Raw genomic sequence first — 20,114 nt, forward strand, 5'->3', positions numbered from 1 at the left:
GAGTGTGCTCAACATGATTATACGAGAAGCAACCCGACATGACAGTGAACAAATTATAGCTGTTATGACAAATGCAGAGGCATCGAATTTTATGTTATTTGGACCAGGTGAGCGCAATTTAACACCTAAGCCATTTGGGGAGTATATAGACAAGCTACATCATAGTCAACACTCGGCTTTGTTCGTAGCTGAAATAGATGAACAGGTTGTGGCGTACTTAATTGTACAGGGCAATGAGCCGACAAGAATTGCTCACCGTGCTTATCTTGTCATAGGCATACATAGTGACTATAGAGGAAGAAAGATTGGAACGGCTTTATTTCATCATGTAGAAAATTGGGCAATGGATAATGGTGTACATCGTCTAGAACTAACCGTTATGGAAAATAATGAGTCGGGTGTTGCTTTGTATAAGAAAATGGGCTTTGATATTGAGGGAACGAAGAGGGATTTGCTGTATGTAGATGGACAATATATCAATGAATATTACATGTCAAAACTATTGATTGGGAGAGGAACTAGCGTATGACTTCAAAAATAAACATCGGCATCTATTCACCATCCTCACCAGCAACGGTGACGGCTTTGGAACGTTATGAACGTGCTAAAACGTTTCTGGAGGAGAAAAATTTTCAAATCGTGACAGGTTCTCTTACTGGCAAATCAGATTATTATCGTTCAGGTTCTCCAAAGGAAAGAGCAGAAGAATTGAATGCGTTACTACGCAACCCAAATGTGGATATGATTATGTCTACCATCGGGGGCACCAATGCCAATAGCATGCTACCTTATATTGATTATGAGGCTTTTCGTCAACACCCAAAAATTGTTGTAGGTTATTCGGATGCAACGGTCATTCTACTGGCACTTTATGCAAAGACGGGTATATCAACTTTTTATGGTCCAGCCCTCGTACCTTCCTTTGGCGAGTTTGAACCTTTAGTAAATGATACCTTCAAATTTTTTGAGCATTATTTCTTGAAGCCGCAAGCATTACCATATGAAATTCCAATGCCTCCTTATTGGTCAGATGAACCTGTTAATTGGCTAGAGAAGACAGTCGATAAGCAGCTCAAAAAGAATGAATGGTTAGCGATTCAGCAAGGGGTTGCTGAAGGGAGGTTAATTGGTGGGAATGCTAATGCCATGTATGGTTTTATTGGTACGCCTTATTTCCCTGAAGTTTTGGAAGGTGACATTTTATTAGTGGAGGACTGCTTAAAAAATGCTGCTGTTGTTGAAAAGAATTTTGCTATGCTGAAATTGCATGGTGTCTTTAACAAAGTTAGTGGGATTATTTTGGGGAAACATGAATGCTATGATGATTTAGGAACGGGGCGACAACCCTACGATATTCTACTTGAACAGTTGGATGGAATAGAAATTCCTATATTAGCAGAGGTGGATATTTGTCATACACACCCTATGCATCCAATAGCGATAGGGAAACAAGTAAAGCTGGATGCAACAGCTAAAAAGATTTATTGTGTAGAAAAATGGTTGTCATGATAAAGCCTTGCATACGGAGCAAGGCTTTATTTGCTAGAGTTTCCTATCATCATCATCAGTTATAGCGTACATTTTCACATTTTGGTATTGACCCTTAACAAACATACTTTTGCGTAATAACCCTTCAAACTGCATACCTGATTTCTCCATAACCTTTTGGGAGCCAATGTTTTCTTCAAAGCATCGTGCTTGGATACGTACTAAATCTAATTCATTAAAACCGAAGTCAATGAGTTTTTTCGTTGCTTCTGTTGTGAAGCCTTTGTTCCAATAATCCTCAGAAAGCACATAACCGATTTCCGCGTATTTATGAGTGTCATTCATCGTAACAAAATCGATTGTTCCAATAATTGTTCCTGCATATTCAATACCCCATAACATCAGATTGCCTTGCTGATAACCATCAAAAATTAATGCCATAAAAGCCTTTGTATCCTCTAAGCTTGTATGTGCTTGCCATGTCACATAACGCACGACATTTTCACGGGAAGAGTAGTCATACATTGCTTCTAAATCCTGAGGTGTAATAGGTCTTAATAGTAACCTCTCCGTTTTCATAATTGGTATATTACTCATGATTTACCCCCTTTAACAAAAAGTATATAAAAAGCCGACCTATTATAATAATGGATTAGGTCGACTTTATATGTTTATTCATTTTGAAACACGATAATTTAAAATTCAACTTTTACATGATCGATAGCGCTTATCTGTTGCGGAAGAATCCTTTGTTTTGGATTTATGTTGTTCATCTTTCACTTTTTCATTCAATTCTTCGACAGGTATTGGATCAACTGTTTTCATGTCCTCATGTTTATCAAAAATGCTTTCTTTATCTGTATCCAATACATCAGGGTTGTTCGTATTACGTGTTTTCGCCTGTTTTTTATTAGTCATACACTATCACCTCTTACTATTAACTTTCACTTTTTTACTAGAGTGTAAACATTTTGGGTGATAGAGGAAACGGCGATGGCTATCATCACAACCATTTTTCTTAGGAAGAAATAGTGGTTTTTCCTTGAAGTGCACGTTCTTCCATCGTTACATCAAACTCTTTTTCAGATTTTGACACCACAACACAAGCTACACCATTACCAATTAAATTTGTTACAGCACGAGCCTCAGACATAAAGCGATCAACACCGATTAAAAGTGCTATTCCTTCCACTGGTATCATTGGGAAGGCAGCCAAAGTTGCTGCTAATGTGATAAAACCTGAGCCTGTTACGCCTGCTGCACCTTTAGAAGTAATCATTAAAATTCCGAGTAGTGTAATGATTTGAATCCAAGTTAGTTCCATTCCATATGCTTGTGCAATAAACAAGGCAGCCATTGATAGGTAGATGGAAGTCCCATCTAGATTAAAGGAGTACCCAGTAGGAACAACTAAACCTACAACCTGCTTCGAGCAACCATAATTTTCAAGCTTTCGCATCATAGATGGTAGAGCTGATTCAGAAGAGGATGTCCCAATGACTAAGAAAATTTCATCTTTGATGTAAGCGATAAATTTAAAGATGTTGAATCCAAAGAATTTTGCGATGGTACCTAAAATAAAGACAACAAATAAAAACATTGTAATATATACGGCAGCCATTAATAGACCTAGATTACCTAGAGATTTTAAACCAAAATTCCCAATTGTATAGGCCATTGCACCAAAAGCCCCGATTGGTGATATTTTCATCACCATACTTACGATCTTGAAGAATATCTCTGCTACTTGCTCAAAGAATGTGATGACTGGTTTTGCGGGTGCACCGATTGAAGCGGCTGCTAAGCCAAATAAAACAGCAGAGAATAGAACTGGTAATAGTTGCCCAGTTGCCAATGCACCAACTACATTTTCTGGAATAATACTAGAAATGAATGCACCCAAGCCCTGCTCAGATTCAGCCGCAGCAGTTGTGTATTTCGAAATATCAGCATCAGATGCACCTGATGTATCCAAGCCTGTACCAGGACTTACGATTAAAGCTACAGCAATTCCGATTGCTAGGGCAATTGTGGAAACGATTTCGAAGTAAAGTAATGCCTTCCCTCCGATTTTCCCGACCTTTTTCATATCTCCCATACTGCCAATTCCAATAACTACTGTTAGGAAAATAATTGGGGCAATTAACATTTTAATTAATTTAATGAATAGGTCTGCTAAGATTTTTAAGCTGGCACCGAACTCAGGGAAAATGGCTCCGACAATTATCCCAAGGATGATAGCCACTATAACCTGAACAGTCAAATTTTTCAGTAATTTCATTTTTTGCTACCTCTTTTCTAAATTTTCTCTTTGATATCGCTTTCAATAGAATCATCATAGCGAATACTTCTTGAAAAAAGAGATTTAGAAAATAAGAAACATAACGTTCATTAAGTACATTTGCGTATCCTTACATATAAATATAGTAATATCAATAACTATCTCTGTTATGGTACGCTATAGTTAATTAATTATTGTTATAATACAAAAATATAGAGTGATAAAAAAGTTCTTTTTAAATTGTCAATTTGTAATATTGTTCATTAAATTCAATATTTTCTGCTACTTATATAGACTAAAGGTGTTGTCAAAAGATTTTTTTGCAGATAATCTTAAAAACATATAATCGATATGTATGCCACTGATTTTGAGAATGCAAATTTGAAAGGAAGGAATTTTTAATGATGAAAATGCCTGTGAACGGCAAAATACTGTTAGTGACATTTTTAATCATTGCACTCTCCTTTTTACTAGGTGGTATTTTTTTACTGGGTAACCTATTATCTGAACAGGAAAAAGACTTTGGTCAGCGGGCAATGCTTGTGGCAAGAACTGTATCAAATGTACCAGAGCTTAGTGTACATTTGGAAAATGACAACATAAAAGAAGCTGCAAAAAATATTAATAAAATTGTAGATGGCATTAGAGTGATTCATAAGGCCGAGTATATTGTTGTGATGAATATGGAACGTATTAAACTATCACACCCAGTAAGTAAGGAATTAGGACAGCGCAGTGAGTCGCAGGATTTAAACGCAGCGTTTAGTGAACATTATTATGTATCGAAGGCACGTGGAGAATCCGGTGTTATGATACGCGCTTTCGTGCCAATTATAAATGATAAAAGGGAACAAGTGGGCATTGTAGTAGTTGGCTATTCATTACCAGATTTTCTGGAAATGTTACAAAGTTATGAGCGTGAAATTATGATAACGATTGTTATATCGCTGATTTTCAGTATTTTCGGTGCATATACACTCGGACGACATATAAAAAAACAAATGTTTGGGCTTGAACCTCATGAAATTGCAAAAATGTATGTGGAAAGAACAGAAACCTTTAATGCCATGCATGAGGGAATAATAGCCGTTGATAAGGAAATGAATATCACCATTTTTAATGAAAAAGCGGCCGATATTTTAGGGGTTTCTAGGAAAATAGAGGACTGTATTGGACAAAAGATTTATGATGTTTTGCCTGACACCCGTCTGCCTGAAATTGTTGAAACAGCAACACCTGTTTATGATCAAGAGCTTTACATTAATCATCATAGTATTTTAAGTAATCGTGTACCCATTATTGTGAATGGAGAGCTAGTCGGAGCAGTTGCTATGTTTAAAGATTTAACAGCTGTGAAAAAGCTTGCGGAGGAAGTAACGGGTGTAAAGGCTTTTGTTCAAGCATTACGTGTGCAAACCCATGAGCATAAAAATAAGATTCATACGATTGCAGGACTACTGCAATTGGGACATACAAAGCAAGCACTTGAATATGTTACAGTGACTACTGAAAATGAAGCCTCATTGACGAAGTTTTTAAATGAACGCTTTCATAATGAAAATATTTCAGGTTTGTTATTAAGTAAAGTAAGCTATGGCAAAGAGCTGGGGATCGAGGTTGAAATTGATCGAAAAAGTCATTTTAAACGCTTTCCACCTCTATTAGATCATCATGATTTTGTTGTATTATTCGGCAATTTAATTGAAAATGCTTTTGAGGCTTTAAATGTCCTTTCTAAGGAAGATAAATATGTAGCCATCTCTGTAGACGAGCATGATGGAGTCTTAGCGATAGCGGTTTCCGATAATGGGATTGGCATGTCCAAAGAGGTGCAGGATCGTATGTTTGAAAATGGATTTTCGTCAAAGGCTAGTGAAAATCGGGGCATTGGTTTGCATTTAGTATATGAAATTGTAAGAAAGGGCAATGGAGATATTGAAGTTGTGAGTGAATTTATGAAAGGAACAAGTTTCTTAATTTTATTTGAGTTAGGAGAAGTATAGATGGATGTAATAAATGTCTTATTAATTGAAGATGATCCAATGGTACGAGAAGTGAACAGGCAATTTATTGAGCAAATCAAAGGATTTTCATTAGTCGGCTATGCTAGCAATGGTATTGAGGGGATTCAAAAAATTAAACAATTAAATCCAGAGCTTGTTTTTATGGACATTTTTATGCCAGAGCAAGATGGCATTATTACGTTAGGGAAAATCCGAGAGGAGCATCTTCATGTTGATGTGATTGCGGTAACAGCTGCGAATGATATGCCCACTGTGCAGCGAATTTTACACTTAGGTGTCTATGATTATATTATGAAACCTTTTACGTTTGAGCGGATTGAGCAGACTTTAAAAAATTACCAAAACTATAGAAAGAAAATAAGCGGTATGCAAGATTTAACTCAACATGATGTGGATCATTTAATGCAACAACGTCTTCCCGAGCAAGTTGTAGTATCAACAACAGGAATGGATGCCATTCTTATAGAAGAGCTCCCAAAAGGGTTTAATCGAGCTACCTTAGATAAGGTACTTGCATATATAAAGAAAAGTGGCGAGGCAGTATCAGCGGAGGAGGTATCAACTTATATAGGGACAGCACGTGTTACAGCTAGACGCTATCTAGACTTTTTAGAAAAGCAGAATCTATTAAAAGTAGATATACAATATGGAAACGTAGGACGTCCTATTCATCGTTATTATATTTAATGATAATAGATTTTAGTTCAACTAGATTGAAAGCCCGTATTTTTGTTTTATTGAAAGTGTATGAAGTTATGGTGAAAAATGCACAGAGGAATTCTAGAAGCCCTATTTCCTAATACATATCTTTAAATTCCTTTAAAGGAATAAAAATTGCATATTATAATATGCAATTTTTTCATAGTGTTGAAAAACAAAACAATCAATAGAATTTTTGTGAAAAGTGAAAATGAATTTCCGTTGCAGGCTACTTGCTTTCCTGTGAGCGAGCGCCGAATCGCTTCCTCCGCTACCGCTCCGTTTAGAGTTTTGCCTGTCTCGCTATCCCACGGGAGTCAAGTAGCCCTCCACTCCAACCAATAAATATTTAACTTTTTAACAAAGGTTTTCTAATAAAGTGAAGGTGTTCACTACTCTTTATGATGTCACGCATCACTTCTCCACATTGAAAATAAAGGGCCTATCCCCCTAAGAATACAGTTATTGGGCTATTTGATTGCTATGCTAGTATGAAAAAAGTAAAGACACTTTGCAGAATGGTTGATTGGAGTGGAGCCAGCGTCACTCCTAGGGGATTTAGCGTCACAGAGGAGACCCTGGAGCGAACGCAAGTGAGTGAAGCGGCTCATCGGACGCCCCCTGGAAAGGACGCTGGCGGAACGGAAATCAATCCCTCACCTTGCTAAAAGGTCTTTTTCTGCTAGTGACATGATCTTTTTTCAACAACATGTAAAAACTGCAAATTATAATATGCAGATCTTTGGATGGATAAAGACGAAAAAGCCCTACATATTAGTAGAGCTTTTTTAGCGTCGAGAAAATCTGTATGCGTTTAAGATTGTTTATAAGCTAAGTTTTAATTGTTTTTTTATCAACAACAATTATCTCAAAACGAAATCTTCACTTTTTTTCTAGCGTGTCAACATCCATATGCTTGAGAGTAGGTTTGCCAGCTTTTAATAAGACTTTACTGCCCAGAAGGAAAAATCCTTGGATGAAGAGTAATAATCCTGTACCGATGAGTAGCCACTCAATAGCAATAATATCAGCTATTGGACCGAAAATTAGCATTCCTAACGGCATCATAGAGGTAGATATCATACTAAGAATGCCAAATACTCTTCCCATATAATCACTTTCAACTTTTTCTTGTAATAACACCGTTGCGGGTGTATTAAAGATTGGCATGGCTATACCAGTAATGGCCATGATCACAAGATACAGCCAAAAAACAGGGATGATTCCGAGAGCCATTGTACAAAGACCAAATAATAAAGCAGATAATGTCATCGTATGCACTTTATTTTTAAAGCCACCCCATGTTGCGATTGCGATCCCACCGATTAACATACCAATGGCAAAGGCCATTTCGATGGCAGTTAAACGCCATACATCATTACCAAAGCTACGTGTAACTTGTAAAGGTGTTAAAAAGGCAGCAGGTGCAGCAAGCAGCATGAAAAAGGCAAAGAACAAGAACAATTGTTTTAAGAAAGCATGCTCTTTAATGTAGATGAAGCCTTGTTTCATATCACTAAAATAGCCTGTTGTTTGTGGCTGCGTTGCTTTTGCATGTGCAGGAATATGCAGAAATAATAAGAAGATAGCGATGGCAATAGCCGCTGTTGTCACATCAATAAAGAAAATGGATTCAATGGAAGCCATTGTTAATAATGCACCACTTGCCATAGGTGCAAGAATCATAATAAAAGCTTGAATGCTACTATTTACGCCATTGACCTTCATTAAGTGCTCTTCAGGCACAAATTGCGGTAAAATAGCGCCCACAGCTGGTGTTTGAATACCCGCGCCAACTGCACGTACGGCTGAGATAACAAATAGTAGCCAAAGCTCATCATAGCCGATTAAAAATAAAATCGCTAAAATTAGCGTGGATAAGGCAATCATGCCGTCTGCCAAAATAATAAGCCATTTGCGATTATAGCGATCTGCCCAGACACCAGCAATAGGTGCTAAGAAGAAGGTTGGTAGAAAGCCGCAAATAATCGCAATGGTCATCATGCTGCCTGATTGCGTTGTAAGCGTGATATACCATGTAATGGCATATTGCACTAGTGCAGAGCCAAAAAGTGAAATCGTTTGACTACTTAAAAAAAGTATCGTATTACGTTTCCAATGTTCCAAATTCGTCATCCCTTTCTAACAGTAGTGCCTGTGTGGAAAGTTAAAAGACAACAAAAAAAGAGGGGAGTAGAAGTCCCCTCTTTTCCAGTATTCCTAAAACAGACTAGACCTAATTCCATTTCCCTTGCACAGCAGGCAAAGTGTACACATATTTAATTAGTAATGTGAAATCGTAGTCTAATTGAAGCTGTCATTGGAATACCCTCCGTTCTATATAAGTTGTGTTGATTGTAGCATAAAGTCCTTCTATGCGTAAAGAATGAATTAAACAAAAACTAGGTCAAATTTAAAAATATGGAAATTATAAAATGAATCTATTAAACTTGGCATAAAAGTGAAATGTATGATTTGCTTTATTTCATCAGGTGAACTTGCTACGAAGACGTGCATATAGCGAGCACTTATCATATACTAAAATAGAAAAATAGCAAATGGAGGAAATATGAGAAAGAATAATAGTAAATGGAAACTTTTAACTTTAGTCGCGATGATTTTTGTATTATGCCTATCGACAATCCCTGTAAATACAGCGAAGGCGAGCACGACACAGCCGAAAAGGGAAATGCGGGCTGTCTGGATTTCAACCGTTCTCAATCTTGATATGAAAGCAGGTATGACAAAGGAGCAGTACACGGCTTGGACACGCCAAACATTGGATCAACTAAAAGCCAATAAATTCAATACTGTTATTTATCAAGTAAGACCAACAAATGATGCAATGTATGCGTCTGATTTAGCGCCATGGTCATCTTACATAACAGGTAAAAAACAAGGCACAAATCCTGGTTACGATCCTCTTGCGATAATGATAGACGAAACGCATAAACGGGGTATGGAGCTGCATGCATGGATGAATCCTTATCGTGTAACAATGTCTGGACAAAAATTGACAGACCTTGCTGCCGACAATGTCGCTAGAACACATCCAAACTGGGTTATCAAATATGGCAAGCAATATTATTTAAATCCCGGTTTACCCGAAGTACAAGACTATTTAGTTGAAGTAGTAAGAGAGTTAGTTGCCAATTATGATATTGATGCAGTTCATATGGATGATTATTTTTATCCATACAAAATTGCTAATGAAGTTTTTCCAGATCAAGCAGCTTTTAAAAAATATGGTGCTTCCTTTAAAAAGGTGGAGGATTGGCGACGAGATAATGTCAATCAGCTTGTAGAAAATCTTTATACGGCCATTAAAGACACAAAGCCATATGTTCAATTCGGTATTTCACCATTTGGTGTATGGCGCAATAAATCGCTTGATAAAACAGGAAGCGATACACGGGCTGGTGTCAATAATTACGATGATTTATATGCAGACGTTAGAACATGGATTCAAAATGGCACAATTGATTACATTACACCACAAATTTATTGGTCAAGAACATTATCTGTTGCGAAATATGGGACGCTGCTGGATTGGTGGAGCCATGAAGTGCAAACATACGCAACAACGCACCCTGTGCATCTATACATTGGGCTTGCTGATTACAAGGTGGGCAATGACAGTGATGCAGCATGGAAAAATAAAATGGAATTACCAAATCAAATACTAGCGAATCGTTCGGAAAAGGTTGCGGCTGAGGGGCAAATGCATTTCTCCTTAAGAAGTTTTCAAAACAATAAACTAGGCTATGCAACGATTGTTAGCCAACAACTATACAATTACACAGCACTGACACCAGAAACAACTTGGGATGATGACATAGTGCCGAACGTGCCGACTTTTGTGCAAGTGACAAAGGAAGCGGCAGGACGCAAGATTGAGATTATAGACGAAAATGAAACACAACCACGCAAGTATGTCATTTATCGTTTTACAGGAAACAAAGAAGGCTCTTATGATGACCCTCGAAATATAGTGGATGTTGTTTATAATATGGATGGCCTCACTAAATTTGTGGACAAGTCAGCTCTTGCTAAGCATAGCTATACATACGGCATTACGGCTGTATCTGCAACAGGTGTGGAAAGCAAGGAAGTTTTTGTAGTGAAAGAAGATCAATAAAAAAACAGCTACTCATGCAATGACTGCATGAGTGGCTGTTTTTTATTAATTTTCTTCAGTATCTTTACGGTTTTTCTTTAACATTTTAGATAGCATTTCATAAACAATTGGTACAACAACTAGTGTTAATAGGGTAGAAGATAACAAACCGCCAATTACAGTGATGGCTAAGTCTTTAGAAATTAATCCACTACCACCAGTTCCAAGTGCCATTGGAATCATAGCACCGATTGTTGCGATGGCTGTCATTAGGATAGGACGTAAACGTGTTGCTCCTGCTTCGAGGATCGCCTCACGCATGGCAAGACCATCATGTTCCATATGAATGATACGGTCAACTAATACGATGGCATTGGTTACGACGATACCAATTAACATCAATAGACCCATCATAACAGATACAGAAATGGTTTGACCTGTAACGAATAAACCAATGAATGCACCAATTACAGCAAATGGTAGTGAGAAAAGAATAGCGAACGGAGCTAAACCTTCTCCGAATGTTACCACTAGAATGAAGTAAACAATGGCAATGGCCGCTAACATCGCAATACCAAGCTTCGTGAATGTTTCTTGCATATCTGCAGCAACACCAGCAACGCCAAGCGTTACACCTTTTTGTAAATCTAATTTATCAATTTTCTTATCAGCAGCAGTAGTGGCTTTTGAAATATCGTCACCGATAATCGTACCAGATACTGTTGCGAAATATTCACCTTTTGAACGAGATAATGAGTTAAGTGTCGTACCTTCCTCAACATCTACTAATTCTCCGATTGTCATTGTTGTGCCTAATGCTGTTTTAATTTCAGTAGCTAAGACATCATCAAGTGAAGTCGCAGCTGCTTTAGCATCACGTTGAACAATTACATCAATATCTTTACCATCGTTTTTCACGGTCGTTAACACTTCTTGTGATGTATTCGAATTTAATGCCATCACGATTTGAGCTGTTGTTAACCCATATTGAAGGACATTTTTTTGTTCAACTTTTAACACATGCTCTACATATGGATCTTCATTATCAGATTTAATATCTTCTAAGCCATCCACTTCTTTTAGAGCACCCTCTACTTGTTTTACAGAATCTCGAAGTTTATCTAAGTCATCACTATAAAGTGTATAGCTGACTTCGTTTGATGACATAGACATAGAAGTGAAGTTTTGAGACTTCCATTCTCCTGACTGACCGATGTTAAATACATAGTCCTCAACCTCTTCACGAGCTTTAGGGAAGTCTTCCATATCCGGATCAAAGATAAGGTACATTAAGGCACCACCAGCACCTCCACCCATCATCATTGCTGATGGATCTACATTCTTCGCATCTGTAATGGAAACTTGTAAAATATTAACATCTTTACGTTTCATTAATTCTTTTTCTACTTTTTCAACATTCGCTGCTGTTTCGTCAGCAAGCTCTCCCGTTGCAGGCGTATACGTTAAGTACATAACTTTTTCTTCTTGTGAGCCCATGAAACTAAAACCAATAAGTGGTGTTAATGCAAGAGAACCAACAAGTAAAAGAATTGCAATGACAGATGTAATAATTTTGTGATTTAATACTTTTTCTAAGACACCTTTGTACCAAGTAGCAAGTTTACCAACCTCTTTATGTTGGCTTTCTGTCTTCTCACCGTATAATTTTTTACGGAATAAGAAGTGAGATAAAGCAGGTACGATTGTGATGGCAACTAATAACGAAGCACCTAATGCAAATGTCATTGTAAGGGCAAATGGCATGAATAATTCGCCTACCATACCACCTACGAAAATAAGTGGGGCGAATACAGCTACCGTTACTAATGTTGAAGAAAGAATTGGTTTAAACATTTCAATCGTTGCTTCACGAATTAGGGCACGACCTGTAAGTTTTTCTTGTTTTAAGTGAATTCGTCGGTAAATATTTTCGACAACTACAATGGAGTCATCGATAACACGCCCAATTGCGACAGTAATCGCGCCGAGGGTCATGATATTTAATGTGATATCCATCCAGTTTAAAAGCAGTAATGCCATGAAGACAGAAACTGGGATAGAAATAATTGAGATAATAGTTGATTTGAAATCACGTAAGAATAGTAAAATGATTAATACGGCAATTGCGCCACCAAATACTGCTTTTTCGATCATTGTAAATACGGAATCTTCGATTGGGGCACCTTGGTCAAGAGAGATTTCTACGTTTAAGCCATCTAATCGTTTTTCCTCATCCTTCATGAGGTCTTTTACTGCATTGACAACTGTTACCGTATTGGCATCTTGGCCTTTAACGATTTGAATAGCAATGGCATCTTGACCATTTGTACGTGAAACAGATTGTACTTTACCTTCTACTTCAATTTTTGCAATATCACCTAGACGAACGAAAGGTGAAGGATTTGTAGCTGAAGGTGTAACTGGGATTAATAAATCTTTCAGTTCATCAACGGATTGTACTTTACCGTCTACTGAAACGGCTTGCTCGCCAACAGTAAATTGATATAAACCAAGTGACAGTGACATATCACTTGCCTGAATCATCTGTTTAACAGTATCTTCCGTTAAACCAAGTGCTGCCATTTTTTCTTCATCATATTTAAATGATACTTGTTCAATATGCTGACCTGTGATGGTAGCTGAAGCAACACCATCAATTTTTTCGATTTTAGGAAGTAAAACGTCTTCAACTGTTGCAGTTAAATCCACAATATCTTCCTTAGAGCTACTTACAGATAATGCGACTACAGGCATCATGTTCATGCTGATTGCCATAATAGTAGGCTCTTGAGCACCTTCAGGTAGTTTAATATTATCTAAAGCTGCCTCTAATTGTCGTTTTTTCTCATCCATATCAATTCCATAGTCGTATTCCACTTGAACTTGTGCTACGTTGGAAGAGGATGTTGAGTAAACTGCCTTGACATCTTCTAAACTTTCTATGGATTTTTCAAATGGGATGGAAAGATCATTCATGACTTGTTCAGGCGTTGCGCCAGGATATACACCCATGACAATTAAGTATGGGATCGAAATATCGGGTATCGATTCCATTTTCATTCTTGTACCCGAATAAATACCAGAGACAGTGATGATAATTGTTAATAACCACACTGCCAATTTGTTTTTTAATACGAAATTAACTAAACCTTTCACCTTCACACCTACCCTTTATTGACTATCTAAATTCAATTATTTATACTAATGACTAATCGGTCATTTGTCAACGAAATGCATTAGGAGAGAGTTAAAAATATGTTAAAAAAGCAATTAATTATGGAGAAAGCGTTAGAGCTGTTTTCTGAACAGGGTTTTGAAGCTACGTCAGTACAACAAATTACGGAACGCTGTGGGATTTCTAAAGGTGCATTTTATTTATCCTTCAAAACGAAAGATGAGCTTGTTATTTCAATGGTGGATTACTATTTACAGCAGTTCATCACAGATATTGACCAAGTAGTCAGAGGAGCGTATAACAAAGAAACCGTTTTGGTTGAATTTTATAAAAGCATCTTTCAAGCATTCAAAGATCATTCTGCATCCGCTCGTGTATTTTTTAACGAAAAGGTCTTTCTAACGAAAAAAGAGTTATTTCATAAAATAACAGCGTATGAAGCAGAAATGTCGAAATCAATTCTCTATATGCTTGAGCAACTTTATCAGGATAAATTACAAGAAACGAAATATGATGTGATGTATTGTATAAAAGGGTTTATGAAGAGTTATGCTGAGCTTTTTATTTTTTCAGATATGCCTCTTGATTTAGAGCAATTAGCTAAATCTTTAGCAGAAAAAACAGATATTATCGCACATCATACAACCATTCCTTTTATTACAGCAGATCTTGTGCCATTTATTGCAAAGCCTTGTGAACAAGATGTATCAAAAGATGCTTTACTACAATTATTGAAGCAAAATATAGATCTTACCGAGGATTCTATAGAAAAAGAATCCCTTGAGCTGTTAAAGCAAGAAATAGAAAATCCTACTTACAGTAGAGCGATCATAAAAGGGCTAATTGAAAATCTACGTCTAGATCCAGCGTATCATTGGATTGCATATGTAACTGCAAAATACTTTAATATTTGAACTTCAGGATAGAATTGTTCACTTTTGGAGGTGAACAATTCTATTTTTTAATGTTTTCTATTTATTAATGGTGGCATAGATTGCAAAGCTTCTAAAGCACTAGCAAAAGGTTCTTGAATCCATAATAATCGTTCAAGAAAATCTTGGACTTCGATTGGTAACTTCAATTCCTGCTGCCAGGCTTTTTCTTTTTTATTGCTTGGCTTGTAGTCTGAGTATAGTAAAAATAACAAAAAATGACCGACAAAATAAAGATCACTAATATGATTTTCTGCACGTTTAGGATTTTTGATCGTAGAGATATCGATTTGCTTTTGATAAGTGGTAGCAAGACCAAAGTCAATAATATGCAATTGTTGATGTACAAACAGTATATTAGGAATACGTAAATCGCGATGTACAATACCATCATTGTGTAACTGTACAATTTGTTCTAATAGTTGCTTTGTAATAACAAGTGATTGAGCGATTGTAAACTTGGCACCGTCTTGAAAAATAAGCTGCTCAAATGTATGCCCATTGACATAGTCCATGATAAAAAATGGGCTATCTTGAATCGTTCCTGTTGAATGGATGGTAGGAACGTAGGGTAGTGATATTTGTTGGAGTATGTGTATTTCTTGTTGAAATTTATGAATGGTTTTCTGGTGGTGACGATGTTTGGGACGCAAGCATTTTAAAACGAATAGCTTTTCTGACGAGCGTTCTTCAATTAAATACGTACGACCATATGAGCCATAGCCAAGAAATTTTTTAAAAGAGAATGCGGGATGTTCGGCAATGTAAAGTTCCACAGCCTGATCAAAGCTTTTTTCGGACAGTCGTTTCCACCACATTAGCTACTAAAGAAACTCATAGAGCTGAAAAAACTGCGTGAGCTTTTACGAGAGCTACGCTTATAATGCTTGTGACCATAATAATTATGTTTTTTTGAATATCTGCTACGGCTACTTGATGAAGAATAATGGCGTTTGGATTTACTATTGAATAAGGAATGAAGAATTTTATCTAGCATAAAAACGCTCCTTTTTGATGTTGTTATTACTATATACGCAAAAATAAAAAGGAGGTTTCAAAAATAAAAAAGAAACTATGTAAAATTTACATAGTTTCTTTCTACGAGGTTAAACCTCCATAATAATCGGTAAAATCATTGGTCGACGTTTTGTTTTTTCGAATAGATAAGGTCCCAAAACGTCTGTAATTTCATTTTTCAATTCTGTCCATTGAGGTGTTTTACTTTGGATTGTTTCATTCAGATGACGGTTCAGCATTTTTTGTGCCTCGTTTATCATCGTGCCTGATTCACGCATATAGACAAATCCACGCGAGATGATGTCAGGACCAGAAACAATTTTTTGTTTTTCCATATCCACGCTGACAACTACAATCACTAAACCTTCTTCAGAAAGGATGCGGCGATCACGCAACACGATATTACCGATATCGCCAATACCATTGCCATCAATGTAAACATCTCCTGAAGGAATACGGCCAGCTACATGTGCTTCATTAGCACTTAATGCTAGTACATCACCATTTTCCATAACAAATGTATTGTCTAATGCAACATCACAATCTTCTGCTAGATGTGTATGCATTTTTAACATACGGTATTCTCCATGGATAGGCATAAAGAATTTGGGTTTCATTAAACGAAGCATCAGTTTTTGTTCTTCTTGAGATCCATGACCAGATGTATGGATATTGTTTAATGCGCCATGAATGACTTCTGCACCTGCACGGAACAATAAGTTAATAATTTTATTAACACTTACAGTATTACCTGGTACTGGTGAAGAAGAAAAGATAACTGTATCGCCAGGCTGTATTTGAATCTGACGATGCGTACCATTGGCAATTCGTGATAAGGCGGCCATTGGTTCACCCTGAGAGCCTGTACATAAAATCATGACTTCGTTTGCAGGTAGTCGATTGATACTTTGAGCATCAATAAATGTATCCTTTGGAGCGGTAATATAACCAAGCTCACGACCAATTGTAATAGCATTGTCCATTGAGCGACCAAAGACAGCAATTTTTCTTCCATATTTTATGGCTGCGTCAGTGGCTTGCTGTAAACGGTGAATATTTGACGCAAATGTAGCAAAAATAATACGGCTATCCACTTTGCGGAAAATTTCATCGATACTTTTTCCAACTGTGCGTTCTGACATTGTGAAATTAGGCTTCTCAGCGTTTGTACTATCTGATAGAAGGCAAAGCACGCCATCTCGTCCAATTTCAGCCATCTTTGTTAGGTTGGCTGGTTCGCCCACTGGTGTAAAGTCAAATTTAAAGTCACCTGTGTGAACGATATTACCAGGTGGTGTTTTCACAACAATTCCATATGCATCAGGAATACTGTGTGTTGTTCTAAAGAAGCTAACAGATGTTTTTCTAAATTTAATAACATCCTCTTCTTTGATTTCGATTAGTTTTGTTGTACGTAGCAAGCCATGTTCTTCTAATTTATTACGTAATAAGCCAAGTGCGAGCTTACCGCCATAGACAGGGATATTTACTTGTCGTAAAAGGTATGGAATACCTCCGATATGATCCTCATGCCCATGGGTAATAAACAGTCCTTTAATTTTGTCGACATTACGCACTAAGTACGTGTAATCAGGAATAACATAGTCAATGCCGAGTAAGTCGTCTTCTGGAAATTTAATACCGGCGTCAATTAAAATGATTTCATCTTGAAATTGAACGCCATAAGTGTTTTTGCCGATTTCGCCCAGTCCGCCGAGCGCGAAAACAGCTGCTTGGTCATTTTTAACAAACTTCATGTTTGTTAAATTTCCTCCAAGACGAAGTTCGGGCTTGCTTGTTCGTACTCTAAATAGTTACCTTCAAGCAGTTGAACGAACTCGATGTTGTAGTTACGGTCTTTTAGCTTTTCACGTACTTCACGTTCTGAAGCAGCTTCAAGGTATAGACTTTTAGTATTTTCGCGAACTGGAATCTCATTTGCATTTTCTTGATAATAAACTTTGTAAATCATAGTTTGCTCTCCTTTAATTGCGTACAATTTTCTTGCACCTTTGACTACTACCACACACGTGCTACAAGAAAACAACGAATTTCTTTTATTGAAGAAATGTACGTTTGTAATACTTGTATCTCAATACTTCAGATGTGCACTATGTTATAAAATTGTATAGAAAGTAGTGAGACAGTGGTTGCGTATAGCCAAATAAATGCATTTCCTTTATATTATCACGCAGTTCCTCTAAAATAAAGAAAAGCCCTTCAAATAATGAAGGGCAAATGTTAGGCAATTGATTTTTTTCCGAGTACGCCACGAAGTTGCTTCAACAATTTTCGTTTGAGTTTCTTCAGCATGGCACATCACTCCTTAGGATCATTATAATAAAAATTATTGTCTATGTAAAGTCATTTAACTTGAAAGGATAATATTTATGGAAAGGGTTAATAGAATGAAAAAAATTTTATTTTTTGATGTCGATGGTACTCTCTATAACAGTGAAAAAAAATTACCTATATCTGCAAAAGAGGCGCTTTTGACAGCACGACGTAATGGTTATGAATTGGCAATTGCTACTGGTCGAGCACCATTTATGATTGAGTCACTACTAGAAGAATTAGAGATCGATACGTATGTTACTTTCAACGGACAGTATGTTGTCTATAAAGGTGAGGTTGTCTATACAAATGGGATTGCAAAGGAAGAGCTAGCTAATATCATTGCCTTTGGTGAGGCCCGCAATGAACCAGTGGTGTTTTTAGATGATAAACGTATGATTGCCTCAGTTGGCGAGCATCATATGGTAGCTGAAAGCTTAGACACTCTTAAATATCCATATCCAGAATTAGACTCATCTTATTATATGCAGAACGATGTATATCAAACACTTATTTTTATGGAAGAAAAAGATGAACCTTTATATAATGAAACATTTCCGAATGTTCAATTTGTACGTTGGCATCGTTATTCTTGTGATATTTTGCCAAAAGGAGGTTCGAAGGCTGCTGGTATTGAAAAGGTGCTTGAAAAAATGGGCATCACTTTACAAGATGCCTTTGCTTTTGGAGATGGCATAAATGACATTGAGATGCTGCAGGCTGTAGGGACAAGTGTTGCCATGGGGAATGGGCATGAGCGAGTGAAGGCAGTCGCTCATCATATTGCTGACCATGTAGATGAGGATGGTCTCTCAAAAATAATGCGCAAGCTATCGATTATTTAAAATAAAGAAGCAACTAGTTGCCAACTTCGCGACTAGTTGCTCATTTTTTTGAAAAACAAAGTAATCATTAGTGTGAAAGGTGAAAAAGACTTTCATTCCAATAAGTCTTAACTTAAAGTTGTTTACTACTCATTTTAGTAAACGTTGTTGTCATTAATCTGTTAAAAATAAATGCATACCCTAAAATTTGAAATAAAGGGCTATTTATTCACTACTGCTCGATATTTCTTCCGTATAGTTGATTGGAGTGTCGCTGGCGGAACGGAAATCAACCCTCGCCTTGCCAAATATACTCTATCTGTTCTTAACATCAGCGCTTTTTAATCCTCGACTATGTTGACCACTTTTATTGGAACGCCATTATCTGCAAAATGTTGAATCGTTTTTTTAGGTAGTGCGTCATCTGTGATAATGATATCTATGTCATTCACTGGACAAACCTGAATCGCTACATCTTTATTAAATTTTGAGGAATCTGTAGCGACATAGACTGTTTGAGAGATGGATATTATTTGCTTTCTGGTAATCGCTTCATCCAAGCTAAAATCAGATATACCTTTCTCAATTGAGACGCCACTAGCACAAATAAATGCTTTGTTGATATTAAGGTGTTCAAAGCGAAATAAGAATTCATTCGACGTCACTGATTTTTCAGAATGCCGAACTTTACCGCCAAGCAGTATAACCTCGATATTAGAGCCAATTAGATCGAATGCCACAGGTAGTGAGTTTGTTACTACTGTTAGTTTTTCCTTGTCCAATAAAAAGGGTGTCATTTGATAGGTAGTTGTTCCACTATCAATGAAAATACATTCCCCATCTTGAACGAGCGAAGCACATGCTTTGGCAATAGCAATTTTCTCTGCTAACTGCTCGTGAAGTCGTTGATCAATTAATCCCTCAACTGGCTCAATATATTTAACGCCTCCATAAAACTTTTCAATTTTTTTGTTTTGCATCAACTGTTGGACATCACGACGGATCGTTTCCATCGAAACGTTAAACTCTTTCGTGAGAGTTACTAATTTTACTACCTTATGTTGACGTATAAACTGCAAAATTTGATGTTGCCTTTCTATCATATACATTTCATCACCTCTACTAGATATTTACTCAAAGTAATCATAACTTTGTCAACAGTTGGTCAGAATTTACTCAACATTTACACGAAAAAGCATTTTCCTTTACAAATGGTCTCTATA

General features: G+C 36.9%; 16 protein-coding genes. 7 read left to right on the forward strand and 9 right to left on the reverse strand.

Features of this window, described 5'->3' with window-relative positions:
- Positions 1-13 precede the first annotated feature (13 nt).
- The gene (locus tag MHB65_RS04220; protein WP_342442591.1) at positions 14-529 is read left to right on the forward strand and encodes a GNAT family N-acetyltransferase; all 516 of its coding nucleotides are present in this window, start codon (positions 14-16) and stop codon (positions 527-529) included.
- Positions 526-1,509, forward strand: coding sequence for a S66 peptidase family protein (locus MHB65_RS04225; protein ID WP_342442592.1), 984 nt, complete (start codon positions 526-528; stop codon positions 1,507-1,509). The genes MHB65_RS04220 and MHB65_RS04225 overlap by 4 nt, the downstream gene beginning before the upstream one ends.
- Before the next feature lie 33 nt (positions 1,510-1,542).
- On the opposite strand, the gene MHB65_RS04230 is transcribed toward MHB65_RS04225, so the two are convergent.
- The 3 genes from MHB65_RS04230 to MHB65_RS04240 form a co-directional block, all read right to left on the reverse strand.
- Positions 1,543-2,085 (reverse strand): GNAT family protein, encoded by a 543-nt coding sequence (locus MHB65_RS04230; RefSeq protein ID WP_342442593.1) that lies wholly within the window; start codon positions 2,083-2,085, stop codon positions 1,543-1,545.
- Positions 2,086-2,190: 105 nt separating this feature from the next.
- Entirely contained in the window at positions 2,191-2,406 is a 216-nt protein-coding gene (locus MHB65_RS04235) for a hypothetical protein (RefSeq protein ID WP_342442594.1), read from the reverse strand.
- A 100-nt stretch (positions 2,407-2,506) separates the two neighbouring features.
- Positions 2,507-3,769, reverse strand: coding sequence for a dicarboxylate/amino acid:cation symporter (locus MHB65_RS04240; protein ID WP_342442595.1), 1,263 nt, complete (start codon positions 3,767-3,769; stop codon positions 2,507-2,509).
- Between the two features lie 401 nt (positions 3,770-4,170).
- Between MHB65_RS04240 and MHB65_RS04245 the strand changes: the two genes are divergently transcribed.
- Positions 4,171-5,772: a sensor histidine kinase gene (locus MHB65_RS04245; RefSeq protein WP_342442596.1), complete on the forward strand. Its 1,602-nt coding sequence runs from the start codon at positions 4,171-4,173 to the stop codon at positions 5,770-5,772.
- Positions 5,773-6,480 carry a response regulator gene (locus tag MHB65_RS04250; protein ID WP_342442597.1) on the forward strand — a complete coding sequence of 236 codons (708 nt, stop codon included), beginning with the start codon at positions 5,773-5,775 and terminating at the stop codon, positions 6,478-6,480. It begins immediately after the preceding gene.
- Between the two features lie 894 nt (positions 6,481-7,374).
- Here the strand turns inward: MHB65_RS04250 and MHB65_RS04255 are convergent.
- Positions 7,375-8,628, reverse strand: a complete 1,254-nt coding sequence (locus tag MHB65_RS04255; RefSeq protein ID WP_205441620.1) for an MFS transporter — start codon at positions 8,626-8,628, stop codon at positions 7,375-7,377.
- 433 nt (positions 8,629-9,061) lie between these two features.
- Between MHB65_RS04255 and MHB65_RS04260 the strand changes: the two genes are divergently transcribed.
- A complete protein-coding gene (locus MHB65_RS04260) occupies positions 9,062-10,630 on the forward strand; it encodes a family 10 glycosylhydrolase (RefSeq protein WP_342442598.1) in 1,569 nt (522 codons plus the stop codon).
- 45 nt (positions 10,631-10,675) lie between these two features.
- Here the strand turns inward: MHB65_RS04260 and MHB65_RS04265 are convergent, their stop codons facing one another.
- Complete coding sequence (locus MHB65_RS04265; protein ID WP_205441632.1) at positions 10,676-13,765, reverse strand: efflux RND transporter permease subunit; 3,090 nt, start codon at positions 13,763-13,765, stop codon at positions 10,676-10,678.
- A 99-nt stretch (positions 13,766-13,864) separates the two neighbouring features.
- Between MHB65_RS04265 and MHB65_RS04270 the strand changes: the two genes are divergently transcribed.
- On the forward strand, positions 13,865-14,698 hold the full coding sequence (locus tag MHB65_RS04270) for a TetR/AcrR family transcriptional regulator (protein WP_342442599.1): 834 nt from the start codon (positions 13,865-13,867) through the stop codon (positions 14,696-14,698).
- 47 nt (positions 14,699-14,745) lie between these two features.
- On the opposite strand, the gene MHB65_RS04275 is transcribed toward MHB65_RS04270, so the two are convergent.
- From MHB65_RS04275 to MHB65_RS04285, 3 genes are all read right to left on the reverse strand, one after another.
- On the reverse strand, positions 14,746-15,534 hold the full coding sequence (locus MHB65_RS04275; RefSeq protein WP_205441640.1) for a protein kinase: 789 nt from the start codon (positions 15,532-15,534) through the stop codon (positions 14,746-14,748).
- Between the two features lie 288 nt (positions 15,535-15,822).
- Positions 15,823-17,490: a ribonuclease J1 gene (gene rnjA, locus MHB65_RS04280; RefSeq protein WP_205441642.1), complete on the reverse strand. Its 1,668-nt coding sequence runs from the start codon at positions 17,488-17,490 to the stop codon at positions 15,823-15,825.
- A gap of 5 nt (positions 17,491-17,495) precedes the next feature.
- Positions 17,496-17,705: a DNA-directed RNA polymerase subunit epsilon gene (locus MHB65_RS04285; RefSeq protein WP_205441644.1), complete on the reverse strand. Its 210-nt coding sequence runs from the start codon at positions 17,703-17,705 to the stop codon at positions 17,496-17,498.
- A 436-nt stretch (positions 17,706-18,141) separates the two neighbouring features.
- On the opposite strand from MHB65_RS04285, the gene MHB65_RS04290 reads away from it, so the two are divergent.
- Entirely contained in the window at positions 18,142-18,912 is a 771-nt protein-coding gene (locus MHB65_RS04290; RefSeq protein WP_205441646.1) for a Cof-type HAD-IIB family hydrolase, read from the forward strand.
- Between the two features lie 320 nt (positions 18,913-19,232).
- Here MHB65_RS04290 and MHB65_RS04295 read toward each other — a convergent pair whose 3' ends face one another.
- Positions 19,233-20,000: a DeoR/GlpR family DNA-binding transcription regulator gene (locus MHB65_RS04295; protein WP_342442600.1), complete on the reverse strand. Its 768-nt coding sequence runs from the start codon at positions 19,998-20,000 to the stop codon at positions 19,233-19,235.
- Positions 20,001-20,114 lie beyond the last annotated feature (114 nt).

The sequence above is a fragment of the Lysinibacillus sp. FSL K6-0075 genome (assembly GCF_038592945.1).
In the GTDB taxonomy this organism is placed as follows: domain Bacteria; phylum Bacillota; class Bacilli; order Bacillales_A; family Planococcaceae; genus Lysinibacillus; species Lysinibacillus fusiformis_F.